The sequence below is a fragment of the [Clostridium] ultunense DSM 10521 genome (assembly GCF_000511955.1).
GTDB classification, from domain to species: Bacteria; Bacillota; Clostridia; order Tissierellales; family Tepidimicrobiaceae; genus Schnuerera; species Schnuerera ultunensis.
Genome location: NZ_AZSU01000002.1, coordinates 186,731 through 203,443 on the forward strand (window position 1 = coordinate 186,731; position 16,713 = coordinate 203,443).

Below are 16,713 nucleotides of genomic sequence, written 5' to 3' on the forward strand. Positions count from 1 at the left end.
CGTATAGTAGTGTGNCAATTTTTTATCATATTATATTCTTACCTCAATAGATTAATTATAGTTTCATAAATCAATTTCGGTGCAATATTGAAAGAATAATCTTTCTCCAACCTTTCTGTAAACTTATGAGCATCCTTTCCAAAGGGGCCTATATTCACTACAGGAAGATTTAATTTCTGCATCTCTTCAATAGGTAGATTATACTTAATTCCAAATCCAGGCATATTGTTTTTCAATGAATCTACTGCATTTTCCTCCCTAGGTGCTGCAGCATAACTTAAATCGGAGATATAAGGATAGAATTTTTTCATTTCAATATCATAATCGGAATCCATTCCTTCTATTACTTCAGTTACTACATTTAATAGCTTTTTCTCCAATGGAGATTCCCCTTTTACATAGATATGTGGATAATAAGGTGGTGAAAAATATACTATTACTACTGGATTTTTGTCAGACCACATATTGTGTAGGGTTTCTACCATTTTCAGAGCAAGTAGCCTTTCATCTATATTAGGATCCTCTAATAGATTATTGCTTAACTCATCCATCATCCTATCTACTTCCTGGCCTTTTTCTTCCTTTACCTTCTCATACAGCTCTTCATAGGCCATAACCCTTGGTTCCCAAGGTAATTTTTCATAAGGGAATCCATTAGCTTGACAATACTTTCTATACTCTGTATTTAAATTATCTACTACCTTCTGGAATGCCAGGGTAGCCCCATCTATTACCCTCTCCATCATTTGATCTGGAGTACTACTATGGGTACCGGAATTAAAGTATAGATAGCTAGTTTTAGCAGTTTGTACCGAATACTCAGGTTTCAGATCCTGCTGTCTCAAGGATATAGGAGGAACCGTAACTTCTCCTTCTGCCTCATCACAGTATTTAGTGTTAAAATCGATTTCTTCTACTATAGCTGAGGATATATGGTTAGGGTCTAATCCTTTAAATGGATCTCCACCATGAGCTTCAGATCCGACTATATAGAAGCTAGGCATCAATTTTCCCACAGTTCCCACATATACATACCTTGTATTATCCCCGTCATATCTAGGAGCACTATAATCCATATCAATTACTGCCAAATATTCAAAATCCTCTGTTTCTTGAAGTTTTATTAATTCAGGCACTACCGAAAGCATACCACCCGAATTACCCTCTTCATCGCATACAGCAGCAAATACAATATTTCCTTCAAAATCTTCTACATTATCTGAGATGGATTCCACTATAGTCATTAAAGTGGCTACCCCACATTTCATATCGAATATTCCTCTACCGAATAGATATTCACCAGATTCTAAATCCTTTAAAGCCTCTTCAGGAAGAGATACCTCTTTTAATTTTTCTGTTAATTCTAAAGGCTTAGTTGCATAATCCTTTAAAACTCCATAATCTGAAACTCCTACTGTATCCGTATGGCCAATTAACACCAAAGTTTTTTTACTATTCCCTTTTTGACCCTTCACCATGGCCATGACACTCTTTCTTCCCAAGGGATCATTTTTCACAGGAATATACTTTACCATTCCAGGATGTTTTTTAAAATATTCCATCTCCTTAAACTTCTCATAAACCCTTTCTACTACATTATTTTCTTCTTTTGTTCCTACTACACTAGGAATTTCCGCCAATTCCAATGTAAGGGCTTCAATTTTTTTACTCCAATTTTTGTTCATATTCTAACCTCCTAAGATGATAAGAAATTTTGTAAAGTCCATATTATTTTGCAGGATTATAATATTTTGAATTACTGAAGAATTCATTTTTCAAATCTTTAACTTCATTACTTAACAACAACAATCCTATCATATTTGGAATTATTATAGTAGCCAATAAAATATCTAAGAAATTATATAGAAATTCGATTCCGCCATAAACCCCTAAAACTATAGCAATTAAATACACGATGACCATTATATTTGAAAATGTAGCACCGAATAAAAACTCGGCTTGTGTTTTCCCATAATAGGCGATAACTATAATAGTGGATAATACGAATAATAATATGCTAACGGTAACAATACCTCCTCCTAAATTATTACCCAATAATTGTTGAAAAGCCACTGCTGGCATACTTGCAGCCTGATCAGCAGGAACTAATTCATATACTCCAGAAACCAATACAATCAACGCAGTTACAGTACATACTATTAAAGTATCTACCACTATTTCAAATATACCCCACATAGCTTGACGGACAGGATGATCAGTAACAGCTGAAGAGTGGGCTATTGGAGCGGTACCCATACCTGCTTCATTTGAATATACCCCTCTAGCAGTACCCCATCTAATGGCCTGAGCTATTCCTGCACCAGCAATTCCGCCTGTAGCAGCAATTGGGGTGAAGGCATGTTTAAATATAAGACCAATAGCCCTTGGTAGTTCTGTAATATTTACGATTATAATGATTATACCACCTATTATATATAGCAATGCCATAAATGGAACTAATTTTTCGGTAAAGCTTGCAATTCTTTTGATACCACCAAATACTACTAGGCCAACTAAAACAACGAGAAGGGAACCCGTTACCCAATTTGGTATATTAATAGTTCCGGCAGTTTGCACTGCAGAAGCAGCTTGGGTTGCAATAGAAGGAATTATTTCAATCATTAAGAAAAATGAAAATATAACACTTAAGGCCTTTCCTAAACCAGACTTAATACCATTTTTTAAGAAATACATAGGGCCACCTACATACTCGCCTTCTTCATTCTTTTCTCTATATCTAATGCCCAGCACTATTTCTGAAAATTTAGCTGCACTAGCTATTAAGGCTACAATCCACATCCAAAACACAGCCCCTGGACCACCAAAAGCAATAGCTACGGGTACTCCCACTATATTAGAAGCCCCAATAGTTGAAGCTAAAGCTGCTGTTGCCGCTTGGAAAGGAGATATGGTACCTTCTCCTTCAGGTTTTTTAAACATCTTCCCAAAAGTTTCCCTCATAGCATAGGGAAAATATTTAAATTGAAAAAAACCTAATTTGATAGTTAAGAAAAGACTTCCACCGACTAAGATAACCAGCATGGGTATTCCCCAAAGCCAGTTGGAAAAATTAATAATAGCATTTACAAAACCCTCCATAAGAACCCTCCTTAAATTTTTAGTTTAGATAATAAAACCAATATCCTAACTATATATTTAATTATCACCTCCCAATTATTTTTTAAATCATTATCAGAATATTCCTTAGATATAAAATATAGCAACAATTGTGCCAACTATATGGAAATTTTGAAAAAATATTTTTTAAATCCTATATCCGTGTTATAATCACATGAATATTTCTTTTAATTTTTAACTAATAGATTTATTCGTTCCATTATTTGCTTATTCTACGATAATAAAAGAGAGATAGGCAAAAAAATTTTTGCCTATCCCTCCATATATTAATAAAATCCTATTCGATTTCAATTCCATAAGTATCCATCTTGTACTTCAATGTCTGTCTAGATATTTTTAGTAACTTAGCTGCTTCATTTAAAGTATCGCTACTTTCAAGGGCTAATTTAATATATTTGATTTCAAAATCCTTAAGGGCTGTATTTAAACAGAACTTGTCATCTATATCAATAGCACTTTCTTTCGTTTTCGACTGATATTTTATATGGTCTGGTAATTGATCACCATCTATTATTTCCTCTTCTGCAAAATTAAATGCAGATTCAATAACATGCTTCAATTCTCTAACATTACCTGGCCAACTATATTCCATAAACAAATCCATGACCTGTTTATTTACCCCTTTTATATTTTTATCCATTTTTAAATTGTATTCCTCTATAAAACTATTGACCAGTAAAGGAATATCCTCCTTCCTTTCCCTTAAAGGGGGAACATGGATTAATACTACTCCCATTCTATAGAATAAATCTCGTCTCATTTTATTCTGCTTTATAACGAAATAGGGGTCTTCATTTAATATAGAAATTAGCCTTACATCTACATATATTAATCCAGCACCACCTATCCGTCTAATAACACTACTTTCCGTAGCTCTTAATAATTTAGATTGGAGATTGATATCCATAGAATTTAACTCGTCTAATACTAGAGTACCTCCATCTGCCATTTCAAAAAGTCCCATTTTATTCTCTGCACCTGTAAAACTTCCCCTAGTTGTTCCAAAAAAGATGCCCTCGCCTAAGGTTAAGGGTATAGCTGAACAGTTTTGGACTATAAATGGATTATGCTTTCTAAAACTATGATTATGTATTGCCTGAGCTATTAAATCTTTTCCGGTACCTGTTTCTCCATATATCATAACAGGAGAATTAGTTTTAGCAGCCTTTAATGTTTTGTTTTTTACTTCTATCATAGCAGGATTACTAGTCAATATATCATCTATAGTAAAGAAAAGATCACTATAATTGAAATTGTCTTTAATATCGTGTTCATCAACTTTCCTTAAATCTACATCAAAGTACCTATTGATATCAATAGCTCCTATTACTTCATTTCCTGCCATTATAGGTAAAGTAGTAGTTAATACAGTTACAGTTCTTTCCTTAAAAATATTCAGATATTGTTTTTCGTTAATTATTGGCTCGCCGGTTCTTAATACTCTCATTATGGTAGAAGTTTCTTCATTTAAATGTTGGTGCAGTTCCAATATATGAAGGCCTACTGGATTTTCCACTATTTTACTTCCTAGACTTCTATATACCTTATAAAACTCTATATATCCATCTTTATCGGTAACTACAAAAAAATCAGCATAATTGAATAATTTAGGTAGATTTTCAAGGGATTTTTTAAGCATTATGTTTGCCACTCCTTAACATTTATAGGATATTCTATCATCTTAATGATACCATTGTCAATTTTAGACATAAAAGAAATTAAAAAGATTCAAAAAAGTTCCAATATTTATGATATAATTTAGTAAATTTTGAAGGAGGGATTAGATTGGAAAATTTTCGAGAAAAGATTATTAAGCTAACATCAGAACTTATAGGAATTTACAGTCCCTATTTTAAAGAAGAAGAAATAATGGAATATGCGTATAACTGGTTAAAGGATAATAATATACCCGTTGATTATCACAGGTATAGTGAAGATAAGATTACAAAATTTCAGGGAGTAAATGTAGTAGGAAATATTAAGGGGAAAGAAGAAGGGTTGAAAATATTACTTAATGGCCACTTGGATACAGTCACTTTAAGCCAAGGTTGGACAAAGGATCCTTTTAAGGCAACCATAGAAGGGGATAGATTATATGGACTAGGTGCTTTAGACATGAAGGGTGGTTCAGCGGCAATAATGGTTGCTTTAGAAGCTTTCTTAAGGAATGTTAAGGACTTTAAAGGCGAAATAGTCTACACTTTAGTCTCCGATGAAGAAGGTCCCTATGGCCTAGGGACGGATGCTATAATCTTAGATGGGATAACGGAGGATATTGACTTTTCAATAGTAACAGAACCCAGTAGTGGATTTACAGACATTGAATTCCCATGCCTTTGTTTAGGTGCTAGAGGTGGTTACAATTATAGCGTAAAGCTTAATGGTAAAGCTAGCCATGCTGCATCTCCAGAATTAGGAATAGATGCTATTTTGGATGGAGCTAAATTAATATGCCAATTAAATGAATTAGAATTAAGAGAGGACCCTCAACTAGGTAAAGGTTCTTTAGTAGTCATTGAAACTTCAGGTGGAGGAGCAGCTTGCAGTGTAGCGGAAAAATCTAGTTTTACAGTGTTTAGACATGTAGTCAGGGGAGAAGATAAAGATTATTTAATCAAGGAAGTGGATGAAGCAGCCAAAAGGGCTAATATTAAAAGTGAATATAAAATAGAATTTAGGGAAGCGCCTCATGAAGGGATAGATGGTTTTAGGCCCTATACGGTAGATGAGGACAACCAATTTACAAAATTACTTCAAGAAACCATTAAGGAAGTAACTGGTACCTATGGAACCATAGCCTATTTTTCCAGTATGGGAGATTTTAATTATCTAGGAACTAGGACTGGGGCTCCCACATTCATATTTGGGGCCTATGGACAAAATCATCACTCTCCCGATGAATGGGTTTCAATTGACAGCTTAGTTAAGACTGCTCAGGTAATATATTGTCTATTGGTAAAACTGTTGAAAATTTAATTTTTAAAAAACAAAAAGCTATTATTGGTAAATGAAACCAATGATAGCTTTTTTCATTTTACTGTATAAATTTTATATTATTACAAAAAATATAGAAACCTGGCAAATATGAAAGGAGGTAAATAACTTTGAAAAGATTTACTATAACCACTTTGATTTTAGTATTAGTATTCCTATCGATACTTATGTTTTATGAACCCAATAATGTATTGCAAGAAGCAACAAATAGATATAATGCCTTCTTTGCACCCCGGATACTCTATTGGGGGACTCAAGGGCAAGATGTAAAAAATGTTCAATGGCAATTAGTAAAATGGAAATATTTAATTGGAAGAGTAGATGGCATATATGGAGCAGACACCTATAGGGCAGTACGGAGGTTCCAAGCTAAAAATGGACTTAGGGTAGATGGGGTAGTAGGACCTCAGACAGCAGCAGCTTTAGGAATTACATTAACTGGCGCAGCACCTGCTTCCGCACAAGGTATAAATAGACGAGGAGATGAATACCTGTTAGCTAGAACTATCCATGGAGAAGCTAGAGGTGAACCCTATATAGGGAAGGTAGCAGTAGGAGCAGTAGTATTAAATAGGGTTAGAAGCCCTAAATTTCCCAATACAGTAGCAGGAGTAGTATATCAGCCTTTAGCATTTACAGCAGTAGCCGATGGCCAAATAAACTTAACTCCAGACAAGGATTCAATTAAAGCAGCAAGGGATGCCTTAAATGGCTGGGATCCTACCTATGGCTGTCTCTATTATTGGAATCCAGCTACAGCTACCAGTAGGTGGATTTGGTCTAGGAAGGTAACATTGAAAATTGGCAAACACTGGTTTGGACTATAGGAGGTGAAAAAATGGACAGAAATAGAAGATGGTGGATAGCTCCAAGCATATTAGGCCTAGCCCTTATAATCGCCCTTGTTTGGGGTTATAACGAATATACGACTAAAAATGAATTAGGAGTAGCATTGGAAAATCACTACCAAAGGTTATTTTTTGATGTAAAGAAACATGTGGAAAATGTTCAGGTAAATCTATCTAAGGCTATGCTATCTAAATCTAGGGATCAAAATGTATTATTGCTCTCTCAGATAATGAATGAAGCCTATTTTGCCCAAGACAAACTAGGGCAAATGCCCATAACCCATGCAGAGACGGCTAAAACTGAGAAATTTTTAAACCAGGTTGCCGATTATAGTTATTATTTAATTCAAACCCATTTACAAGGAAAACCTATAAGCAATGAACAAATGGCTTCATTAGCCAATCTTCAGCAAAATTCCGCTACTTTTAACGAAGAATTGGCCAAACTTCAATCTGAATTGTCAGATAGGAACTTTTTATTTGGTTCCCTTAATGCCCGCCAGAACAAGAAAGTTCAAGAGGGAAATGAGAAGGTATTCCAAACATCTTTGACCAATATAGAGAAAAATATGGCTAAAACGCCGGAATTAATCTACGATGGACCTTTTGCCGATCAGATGATAAATAGGAAACCTTTAGGATTAGAAAATAGGAGTGTATCTAAAAATGAAGCACAAAAGATAGCAGTAGAATTCTTTGGGGCTAATAGGGTTCAGGATGTAACATCCTTTGAGGAAGGAAAGGATTCATCAGAAATTAGAATACCTTCTTATACATTTAATCTACATCCTAAAAATACCTCAAAAGAATTAGCTGTATATATGGGGGTCTCTAAAAAAGGTGGTCATGTATTATGGATGGCTAATCCAAGACCAGTACCTAAAGGGAACCTATCCATAAAGGATGCCCAAGAGAAAGCCTTGAATTATTTAAGACAAAAAGGCTTTGAAAACATGGAGCCCAATTACTATTTAAGATATGATGGAACCGTATTATTCAATTTCGTCTATAAGGAACAAAATGTAACCATATATCCAGATTTAATAAAGGTAAAGGTAGCATTAGACAATGGAGAAATAGTAGGCTTCGATGCCTCAGCTTACTATCTAAATCACCATAATAGAAAAATTGAAGAACCGAAGATAACCTTAGAAGAAGCAAGAAAAGAAGTGAGAACCGATTTTGACATAAATTCTTCTAGACTAGCTCTAATCCCTAAAGGGAAGAACGAAGTATTATGTTATGAATTTAAGGGAAGCTATAAAGGAGCAGACTATATAGTCTATATCAATGCCTTAACTGGCAATGAAGAACAGATACTCCAGATAATTAAAAATGAAAATGGTACATTAACGTTCTAGTAGAATATCCTTTTCCTTTGGAAAAGGATATTCTATCTTTTAATGGCATTTTTATATTCTGATGGACTTAATCCTGTAGATTTTTTAAAGACTTTCGTAAAATAGTTTTGACTTGAAAATCCTAATTCTTCTGCTATGTCATTCATTGTTTTATCAGTTTCTTTGATTAAAATCTTTGCTTTTTTAATCCTTAAATCTTTAAGATAATCTCCAAAAGATATATCCATTTCTTTTTTAAATAGCTGGGATAAATAAGAACTATTTAAATAAACATGATTAGCAACATCTTCAAGAGTAATTTTATTTGTATAGTTGGCATTAATAAAATCTACTGCCTCTTGGATTGAAGGAGAGATTTTTGATGCTATTGAATTTACATAGTTTAAATATCTATTACAAAAAAGTCTAGTAGTATATCTGACTTCCTCCCTAGTAACTGAACCTAATAAAGTGTTAATAATATTATCTAATTCTTCATATAGCTTTTTAGAATCATATTCTATAACAATATCACTCATTAAGAAAAGATTCATAGCAGCCACAATACTAGACTTTATTTTTGAAGGAGGAAGGTAATTACTATGAGCAGTATCTAAATAATGAAGTAATGTATTTACTGCTTTTTCATAGTAGGCAAAATCTAAGGAGTTTTGAATAGAGCGAATTAGTTTGGCTCTATTTGGTTGTTGATTGCAATTAGTATTTGATTCACTGAATGAAATACCATAATAATTTTTAAATTCTATAACTTTGAGAACTTCATTAAATTTATCTTTCAAATTATCGTAATCTTTACAAATAATATTTATAGATTCAGCTAAAGAAGTATTTAAATATTTGATTAAATTGTTGTTGAAGATTGAAATAAGTTTGACATACTCTTCATTTTGATCTTCTAAAATATTAGAACTGCAATTATACATAAGTACGAAATGTTTATAATCTAAAGGAAAACAAATTGCACTAATATTTTCTCCGACAAAGGTATTTATACAAATATCTGAAACTTTGCTTATATTGATATTTTTATTAGATTTTATTTTAAAAACAACAATACATAGATTATTTAGCCGTAGTCCTTTATCCAGTTTTTCCAACAATTCTTGTTGAGTTAAGTTGTTTTTACCTGCTATATAATCATTGAACAAATTTTTATATGAATTAATTTTTTGTAATTGGCCACTTTCTCCTCTGTTAACTATTTTTTCAAATTTAAAATCGTTAACAGTTTTTGCAAGCAATTGAGATAAGTCTTCAACTTTCATCTCTGCCTTTAAAATATAATCTAAAGCTCCTGCTTTTAATGCTACTTTTACATAATCAAAATCATCATAAGAGCTTAAAACACAATATCTTATCTTAGGAAAATCTTTCTTTAATAAATTAATTAACTCTATACCATTTAGTCTAGGCATTTTAATATCTGTAATAACTAAATCAATGGGATTAGCATTGCATATTTCTAAGGCTTCAACACCATCGGAAGCTTCGTATAAATTAATTTCATATTCTTTTAATTGATTAAGAAACAATGAAAGCCAATTTCTTATAAGTAAATCGTCATCAACTATTAATATATTCATAAGCTTTATACTCCTCCTTAGTATTGAGTTTAGGGAATCTTAATACAACAGTCGTACCCTTCTGTGGACTGCTATCTATATTTACTCCATATTCTTTACCATATGTGAGTATAATTCGATCGTTTATATTTTTTAATCCTATTCGAGTTGAATTTTTATCCTTGATGTCGTGTAAATTTTCTACATTAAAACCTACACCATTATCTATTATTTCAAATATTATAATGCCATCCACTTCATAACCATTAATTACAAGATGTCCCTTGGCCTTTTTTGGCTTAAGACCATGTAGGAATGCATTTTCAACAATAGGTTGTAGTAGTAACTTTATCATTTTTGTATCTTTAATTTTTTCTTCAATATTAATATTTACCTCCACTTCATTAGAAAGAGCTAACTTTTGAATGTAAATATAATCTTTCAGGAGAGTAATCTCTTTTTCTATGGTAATAAATTCTTTTGTATCGGAAAGAATATTTTTCATCAGTCTAATAAAAGATAGAATAATGGCGTCTGCATCTTCTTTGTTTTCAGTATAGATTAAATACCTGATAGAAGCAAAGGTATTATATAAAAAGTGAGGATTTATTTGGGTTTGAAGAGCTAATAATTCAGCTTCCCTCTTTGCTTTTTGTTCATTTACAAGAGTATTCATTAATTGTTTGATATTCTTAATCATTAAATTGAATTGTTGTGATAAATCTCCGATTTCATCATTAGAAATTACAGGAACATTTACATTTAAGTCTCCACCCTTAACCTTCTCCATATTATGGTAGAGGAGATTTATGGATTGTGTAAATTTTCTTAAAGATATTAAAGCGATAAGAATAGCCACGATTAAATATAGAATAATTAAAGAGATAAATCTATTGTTAATACTATCAAAAGCAGAAAGCAAAAAATTTAAGTCTGAAAAAGAAAACACTTTCCAGCGAGTAGCATTTATAGTATAGTAGTTTACCAACAAGTTTTGTCCACCAATATTATGTTTAAAGCTACCTGAATGCTGATGTAAATAGTCTTTAGTAATAGCTGGTTCTATAGCAAGATTTAAATTATCTACACTAGAAATTATATTATTATCTTCATCAATTATAAAGACACTACTGGTTTCTGAAACATAACCTGAGTACATTTTTCTAATTTCATTTTCTGAAATCCCTAAAACTAGTGTACCTATTGGATTCCAAGACGATCTATCATGAAGCTTTCTTACAATATAAACATAAGGATATCCTGGAGCAGTAAATAAACTGTCAAGAGTATCGTCTTGAATCCAATATATATTAGACGGATTTTTTTCTAAATTTTCGTACCAAATTGCCGAATCGAGATGCAATCTTTTTTTGTCATCCTTAAACATTGCATTGCCGTATATTTTACCATCGTTTGTAATAACGATGCTTTGAAAATTTATTCTATTTAAACCTGCATTATATCTGCTCATTAGCTTATCAATATTGTATTCTTCTAGATCTTTTATTTTGCCGATATTATAAGATTTCAATAGATTATTAAGTTCCTGATCTAAATAGAATAGGTTGGTAATAGACTTTGCGTTAAGAAAATCATTACTCATCAAATCAGATATCTGGGTAATCTCCCTATTAACTGAATCTATAGTTTTTTCTTCAATCATTTTATTTTGACTTTTAAATAATAAGAAGCCAAAAATAATTAAAGGAATAACTATAGTTGATATAAAAATATAAACCAGCCTTCTTCGTATTGAAATACGTTTTTTATAAAACATCATTTAAAATTCTTACTCCTTTCTAAGAAAATGGCTATATGTTTTAGAAAGTCGTCTAAAAAATTTACAGAAAGGTTATATCTGGTTTTAATTCTATGTTTATGAATTATAATTTCAATGTAACATATATAAAAATCTTACCAACAAACTAAAAAAATTGCAAACTTGAATTTAACTATTCAAAAAAGTATTAATAAAGTATATAAAAACCTAATCAAAGTAAATGTCGTATAATCAACTATTGTTGTATAATCTACTTAATCTCAGGATTTTCGTTTTTATCAAATGAAAACGTTTCACTCCCGAGATAAAGCCAATAAGTGAAGGAGGAAAATATATGTTTAAAAAGAGTGTATTATTTTTACTAGTAATTGTAATGGTTTTTTCTTTAGTAGCATGTAAACAAGATGCTCCTGTAGAAAAAGGCGAAGAAAATATAGAAGCAAAAGTAGAATCAAAAGATGAAATTAAAATCGGTCTTTATGGAACCATAACAGGATCTAATGCTTTAGCAGGAGAAATGTTAGAAAAGGGTGGTCAATTAGCAGTTAAAGAAATAAATGCTGCAGGTGGTATTAACGGAAGACCACTAAAGCTAATAGTATATGATGATAAATCATCACCAGAAGGTGCAGTGAAAGCAGTTACAAGGTTAGTTGATGTGGATAAGGTTGTTGCAATGGTAGGTTCAAACTCGTCACCTAATATCCTAGCTACCACACAGATTACAGAAGAATCAAAAACTATCCAAGTAGGTAGTGGTACAAGTCCAGCTTATACAAATGCAGGATTTAAATACTTATTTAGAGGAGTTGCAAATGGCAACCTTCCAAATGCAGCGGCAGTAGATGCTATGAAGGAAATGGGTGTAAAAACTATTGGAATTCTAAGTGTAGCTTCAGAATATGGTAAATCAGGCATTGAAAGTTTTAAGGAACATATGGAACCGGATATAGAAGTAGTGGCAGAAGAAATTTACCAATCAACAGATACAGACTATACTGGACAAATTGCTAAAATATTAAATGCAAAACCAGATGGAATATTAATCTATGGCATGACTAATGAATCTGCATTAGCAATAAAACAATTTAGAAGAAATGGCTATAAAGGTTATATTTATGGACCTGAAGGCTTAGGAGTACCGGATTTATTGCAAGTTGCTGGAGAAGATGCAAACGATACAATCTTCGGTACAGGTGCTATAATTCCAGCTTCAGTAGAAGATGCTTCAAGCACAGTTGAGAAAACTATGTTAGAAGCCTTTGTTGAAGAATATGGTGGATTACCAGTATCAGACGTTGTATATAGAGGTTATGATGGAGTCAAATTAATTGCTGAAGCCCTTAAAAATGCAAAGGATATTGAGGATCCTGAATCAATAAGGGAAGCATTTATTAATATTAAAGGATTTGAAGGTGTAGCTGGCTCCTATGATTTTTCAGATGAATCTGGAGACGGGTTAAAATCGGCACGTTCTTATATTATACAAGATGGGAAACATGTTTTGTTTAGTGAGTGGAGAGCCAATAATAAAGATAAATAGTTTTTTAGGAGAAGATTAATCAGGGAATTTCCCTAGATTAATCTTCTTAAAATAAGGCAATACAATCTTTGATTTGAATAACTTAATTAATTGGAGTGGAAATTTTGAAAGGAATGGAGGTAAAGACATGCTTATTCAATTAATAATTGGGGCATTGATGATAGGAAGTGTTTATGGCTTAGTGGGTCTTGGCTATGGATTAATATATAAAGCATCAGGTCTCATGTCATTGGCACAAGGTGATATGTTGATGATAGGGGCATTCCTAGGGATGACCTTTTATAAATATTTAGGGTTACCCTTCATTGTATCCCTGTTATTAACTATGTTTATTATGTTCATGCTAGGAATGTTTATAGAAAGAATACTAGTTACAAAATTACTTGCGAAGGGTGCACAAACAGTTTATGTAATTCTATGTACCATATCTATTTCTATGATACTTCAAAATGGAGCAATGCTTACATGGGGAAGTAATGTTATGCAATTTCCATCGGTATTTAAAACTAATACTGTTAATATATTTGGATATGAAATTATACCTGAAAACTTGCTAGCTCTTGGGGTAGGCATATTCTGTATGTTAGCACTACACCTATTTATGACTAAATCGAAATTTGGTACTTCCATGAGAGCAGCTGCTCAAGATGAATTAGCTGCTAGCGCTTTAGGTATAAACGTTCCAGCAACTAAAGGAGCTGCTTGGGGAATTGCATCTATGCTTGCAGGAGGTATTGGAGTTGTGATAGGACCTATTTTTGGCGTATATACATCTATGGGAGCAATGATAGGGCAGAAGGCCTTTGCAGGAGCTGTTGTTGGTGGATATGGAAATATGTATGGTGCAATAATTGGTGGAATGTTTTTTGGCTTTGTTGAAACTTTTGTATCGGCATATTTGACATCTAGCTATAAAGACTTTATATCCTTTGGAATTTTAATAATCGTAATGATATTTATGCCAACGGGATTGTTTAGAGAGGAGGTAATGGAATAGAAATGGAAAGCATTAACGTTAATAGACGAAAAACTATTATAAATACTATTAAAGAAAAAAGGTTTTTAATTATAACACTTTTTATAATATCTGCAATAATAGCCTATATGCTTCGTGAAAGGTATCTTGCATTGATATTATGTTTTATTTGTATAAATTCTATTGCTGTTAGTGGATTAGATATATTATTTGGCTATACTGGACAAGTATCCTTTGGACATGCTGCATATTACGCCATAGGAGCCTATACATCCACTCTTTTATCCTTAAAGGTTGGAATACCAGTCTTTTTTACAATCATCCTAGGTGCTTTATTGGCTATGTTATTTGGGATAATAATAGCATTTCCAGCCTCTAAATTAGTGAAACATTTTTTATCGCTTTTAACCATAGCTTTTGGACAAATGGTATATATGTTTATATCTGTAACAGACAAGCTAACTAACGGATTTTCTGGAATTATAGGAATTCCTAATTTAAAAATATTTGGTTATACCTTTAGCAGCAATCAAAGTTATTTTTTTCTATTTTTAGCAATAGTACTTCTTGTACTACTTGGGAAAAAGAGACTTATAAATTCAAGGGTTGGAAGGGCTTTTATTGCTATTAGAGAAAATCCACACGCAGCAGCAGGTATGGGGATAAATGTCAGATATTATAAAATTATGGCTTTTGCAATTAGTGCATTTTTAACAGGATTGGCGGGAGCTTTTTATGCACACTTAGTAGGGTTTATAAGTCCTGATAGTTTTACAAATGCCCAATCTAATATATTTATGACAATGCTATTGTTTGGGGGTATTGCTTCATTAGTTGGACCAACTATAGGAGCAGCTATCCTAGTAGTAATAACAGAAATTATGCAAAGTTTTGTAAGTTATCAAATGCTTATTTATGCATTGTTTATATTAGCAGTATTATTCTATCTACCAAATGGTGTAGTAGGAATTTTTGATAATATTAAGCAAATTGTAGCAAGACGATTTAGAAAGAAGGTAGATTAGTATGCTGAAATTGAATGATGTAACAATTAAATTCGGGGGTCTTACAGCAGTAAATCAAGTAAGTGCAGAAATAGCCAAAGGTTCTATCTTTGGGCTTATTGGACCTAATGGTGCTGGTAAGACTACATTATTTAATATAATAAGTGGAGTATATGCACCTACTAGTGGAAGTGTAATATTTAATGGGAAAGAAATTCAAGGTACTGCTCCCTATAAGATAAATCAACTTGGTATTTCACGCACCTATCAAAATATTAATCTATTCAAGAAAATGAGTGTTCTGGAAAATGTAAAGGTAGGATGTCACTCAATTAGTAATGCAGGACTTTTTGATGCAATCCTTAGAACTAAAAATCAGAAAAAGGAAGAAAAACTAATAGAAGAAAAAAGTCTTGAGATTTTAGAATTTATGGATTTAAAAGATAAAGCTTACTATAAAGCCAGTAACCTTTCTTATGGTGAACAAAGAAGACTTGAAATATCTCGTGCCTTAGCATCGGATCCTCAACTAATTCTACTAGATGAGCCAGCAGCTGGTATGAATGGAAGGGAAAAGGAAGAGTTAAGTGAAACCATAAGGAAAATAAATGAAAGAGGCATAACTGTGCTTTTAGTAGAACATGATATGAAATTAGTTATGAATGTAACTGATATTATATGTGTATTAAACTATGGTAAGAAAATTGCTTTGGGAGAACCGGCATATATACAATCTCATCCAGACGTTATAGAAGCCTATTTAGGAGGTGACTTAAATGACTAAACTTTTAGAAGTTAAAGATCTTAATTTTCACTATGGTGAAATCCATGCTCTAAAAGGAATATCCTTAGATGTTTATGAAGGCGAGATAGTAACTTTAATAGGTGGTAATGGTGCAGGAAAAACTACGACACTTAGATCTATATCTGGATTAATTGGCAATATAACATCGGGAGAAATTAGGTTTATGGGAGAAAGAATTGATGGACTTAAACCACATAAAATAGCATCTTTAGGTATTGCTCAATGTTTAGAAGGGAGACATATATTTGGAAATTTAACTGTTAGGGAAAACCTAGACATGGGCAGTTATTTAAGAAAAGACTCAAAAGTTAAAGAAGATTTAGATTATGTATATAATTTGTTCCCTAGACTTTTAGAAAGAGAAAAACAGAGAGCAGGTACCCTTTCAGGTGGAGAACAGCAGATGTTAGCAGTAGGTCGTGCTTTAATGCAAAGGCCTAAGTTAATCATGATGGATGAACCATCTTTAGGGCTAGCCCCTATAATAATTCAAGGGATTTTTGAAATAATAAAACAGATCAACAAAGATGGTACGCCAGTTTTACTTGTTGAACAAAATTCGCATGCTGCTCTTCAAATAGCAGATAGGGGATACGTAATCGAAACAGGAGAAATAGTATTAAAGGATTCAGCCCAAAACTTGATGAGGAACGAGAAGATAAAAGACAGTTATCTCGGAGCATCATAAAAGGTAGGAGGTAG

General features: G+C 32.5%; 13 protein-coding genes. 8 read left to right on the forward strand and 5 right to left on the reverse strand.

The features are described from left to right. Positions 1-38 precede the first annotated feature (38 nt). The 3 genes from CUL_RS0103805 to CUL_RS0103815 all read right to left on the reverse strand — a co-directional run bounded on the left by CUL_RS0103805 (position 39) and on the right by CUL_RS0103815 (position 4,777). Positions 39-1,685: a M20/M25/M40 family metallo-hydrolase gene (locus CUL_RS0103805; protein WP_025640533.1), complete on the reverse strand. Its 1,647-nt coding sequence runs from the start codon at positions 1,683-1,685 to the stop codon at positions 39-41. A 43-nt stretch (positions 1,686-1,728) separates the two neighbouring features. After that, the gene (locus tag CUL_RS0103810; RefSeq protein WP_025640534.1) at positions 1,729-3,099 is read right to left on the reverse strand and encodes an alanine/glycine:cation symporter family protein; all 1,371 of its coding nucleotides are present in this window, start codon (positions 3,097-3,099) and stop codon (positions 1,729-1,731) included. A gap of 316 nt (positions 3,100-3,415) precedes the next feature. Next, positions 3,416-4,777, reverse strand: coding sequence for a sigma-54 interaction domain-containing protein (locus CUL_RS0103815; protein WP_035142794.1), 1,362 nt, complete (start codon positions 4,775-4,777; stop codon positions 3,416-3,418). 146 nt (positions 4,778-4,923) lie between these two features. Here CUL_RS0103815 and CUL_RS0103820 point away from each other — a divergent pair, with 146 nt between their 5' ends. The 3 genes from CUL_RS0103820 to ypeB all read left to right on the forward strand — a co-directional run bounded on the left by CUL_RS0103820 (position 4,924) and on the right by ypeB (position 8,341). Further along, complete coding sequence (locus tag CUL_RS0103820) at positions 4,924-6,114, forward strand: M20 family metallopeptidase (RefSeq protein ID WP_025640536.1); 1,191 nt, start codon at positions 4,924-4,926, stop codon at positions 6,112-6,114. A gap of 128 nt (positions 6,115-6,242) precedes the next feature. After that, positions 6,243-6,959 carry a spore cortex-lytic enzyme gene (gene sleB, locus CUL_RS0103825; RefSeq protein ID WP_025640537.1) on the forward strand — a complete coding sequence of 239 codons (717 nt, stop codon included), beginning with the start codon at positions 6,243-6,245 and terminating at the stop codon, positions 6,957-6,959. 11 nt (positions 6,960-6,970) lie between these two features. After that, complete coding sequence (gene ypeB, locus CUL_RS0103830) at positions 6,971-8,341, forward strand: germination protein YpeB (protein WP_025640538.1); 1,371 nt, start codon at positions 6,971-6,973, stop codon at positions 8,339-8,341. Positions 8,342-8,373: 32 nt separating this feature from the next. On the opposite strand, the gene CUL_RS0103835 is transcribed toward ypeB, so the two are convergent. Beyond that, positions 8,374-9,924: a response regulator transcription factor gene (locus tag CUL_RS0103835; RefSeq protein ID WP_025640539.1), complete on the reverse strand. Its 1,551-nt coding sequence runs from the start codon at positions 9,922-9,924 to the stop codon at positions 8,374-8,376. After that, positions 9,905-11,683, reverse strand: a complete 1,779-nt coding sequence (locus CUL_RS0103840) for a sensor histidine kinase (RefSeq protein WP_025640540.1) — start codon at positions 11,681-11,683, stop codon at positions 9,905-9,907. The genes CUL_RS0103835 and CUL_RS0103840 overlap by 20 nt, the downstream gene beginning before the upstream one ends. Positions 11,684-12,017: 334 nt before the next feature. Here CUL_RS0103840 and CUL_RS0103845 point away from each other — a divergent pair, with 334 nt between their 5' ends. The 5 genes from CUL_RS0103845 to CUL_RS0103865 all read left to right on the forward strand — a co-directional run bounded on the left by CUL_RS0103845 (position 12,018) and on the right by CUL_RS0103865 (position 16,699). Further along, complete coding sequence (locus tag CUL_RS0103845) at positions 12,018-13,226, forward strand: ABC transporter substrate-binding protein (RefSeq protein WP_025640541.1); 1,209 nt, start codon at positions 12,018-12,020, stop codon at positions 13,224-13,226. Positions 13,227-13,353: 127 nt separating this feature from the next. Further along, on the forward strand, positions 13,354-14,223 hold the full coding sequence (locus tag CUL_RS0103850) for a branched-chain amino acid ABC transporter permease (RefSeq protein ID WP_025640542.1): 870 nt from the start codon (positions 13,354-13,356) through the stop codon (positions 14,221-14,223). 2 nt (positions 14,224-14,225) lie between these two features. Further along, the gene (locus CUL_RS0103855; protein ID WP_025640543.1) at positions 14,226-15,227 is read left to right on the forward strand and encodes a branched-chain amino acid ABC transporter permease; all 1,002 of its coding nucleotides are present in this window, start codon (positions 14,226-14,228) and stop codon (positions 15,225-15,227) included. Between the two features lies 1 nt (position 15,228). Then, positions 15,229-15,990, forward strand: coding sequence for an ABC transporter ATP-binding protein (locus CUL_RS0103860; protein ID WP_035142795.1), 762 nt, complete (start codon positions 15,229-15,231; stop codon positions 15,988-15,990). Next, on the forward strand, positions 15,983-16,699 hold the full coding sequence (locus CUL_RS0103865) for an ABC transporter ATP-binding protein (RefSeq protein WP_025640545.1): 717 nt from the start codon (positions 15,983-15,985) through the stop codon (positions 16,697-16,699). Before CUL_RS0103860 ends, CUL_RS0103865 begins: the two co-directional genes overlap by 8 nt. Positions 16,700-16,713: the final 14 nt, after the last annotated feature.

Excerpts from the sequence above, each read along its gene's own strand:
- CUL_RS0103805 (WP_025640533.1), bottom strand. The coding sequence starts at position 1,685 with ATGAACAAAAATTGGAGTAAAAAAATTGAAGCCCTTACATTGGAATTG.
- CUL_RS0103810 (WP_025640534.1), bottom strand. The coding sequence starts at position 3,099 with ATGGAGGGTTTTGTAAATGCTATTATTAATTTTTCCAACTGGCTTTGG.
- CUL_RS0103815 (WP_035142794.1), bottom strand. The coding sequence starts at position 4,777 with ATGCTTAAAAAATCCCTTGAAAATCTACCTAAATTATTCAATTATGCT.
- ypeB (WP_025640538.1), top strand. The coding sequence starts at position 6,971 with ATGGACAGAAATAGAAGATGGTGGATAGCTCCAAGCATATTAGGCCTA.
- CUL_RS0103835 (WP_025640539.1), bottom strand. The coding sequence starts at position 9,924 with ATGAATATATTAATAGTTGATGACGATTTACTTATAAGAAATTGGCTT.
- CUL_RS0103840 (WP_025640540.1), bottom strand. The coding sequence starts at position 11,683 with ATGATGTTTTATAAAAAACGTATTTCAATACGAAGAAGGCTGGTTTAT.
- CUL_RS0103845 (WP_025640541.1), top strand. The coding sequence starts at position 12,018 with ATGTTTAAAAAGAGTGTATTATTTTTACTAGTAATTGTAATGGTTTTT.
- CUL_RS0103850 (WP_025640542.1), top strand. The coding sequence starts at position 13,354 with ATGCTTATTCAATTAATAATTGGGGCATTGATGATAGGAAGTGTTTAT.
- CUL_RS0103855 (WP_025640543.1), top strand. The coding sequence starts at position 14,226 with ATGGAAAGCATTAACGTTAATAGACGAAAAACTATTATAAATACTATT.
- CUL_RS0103860 (WP_035142795.1), top strand. The coding sequence starts at position 15,229 with ATGCTGAAATTGAATGATGTAACAATTAAATTCGGGGGTCTTACAGCA.
- CUL_RS0103865 (WP_025640545.1), top strand. The coding sequence starts at position 15,983 with ATGACTAAACTTTTAGAAGTTAAAGATCTTAATTTTCACTATGGTGAA.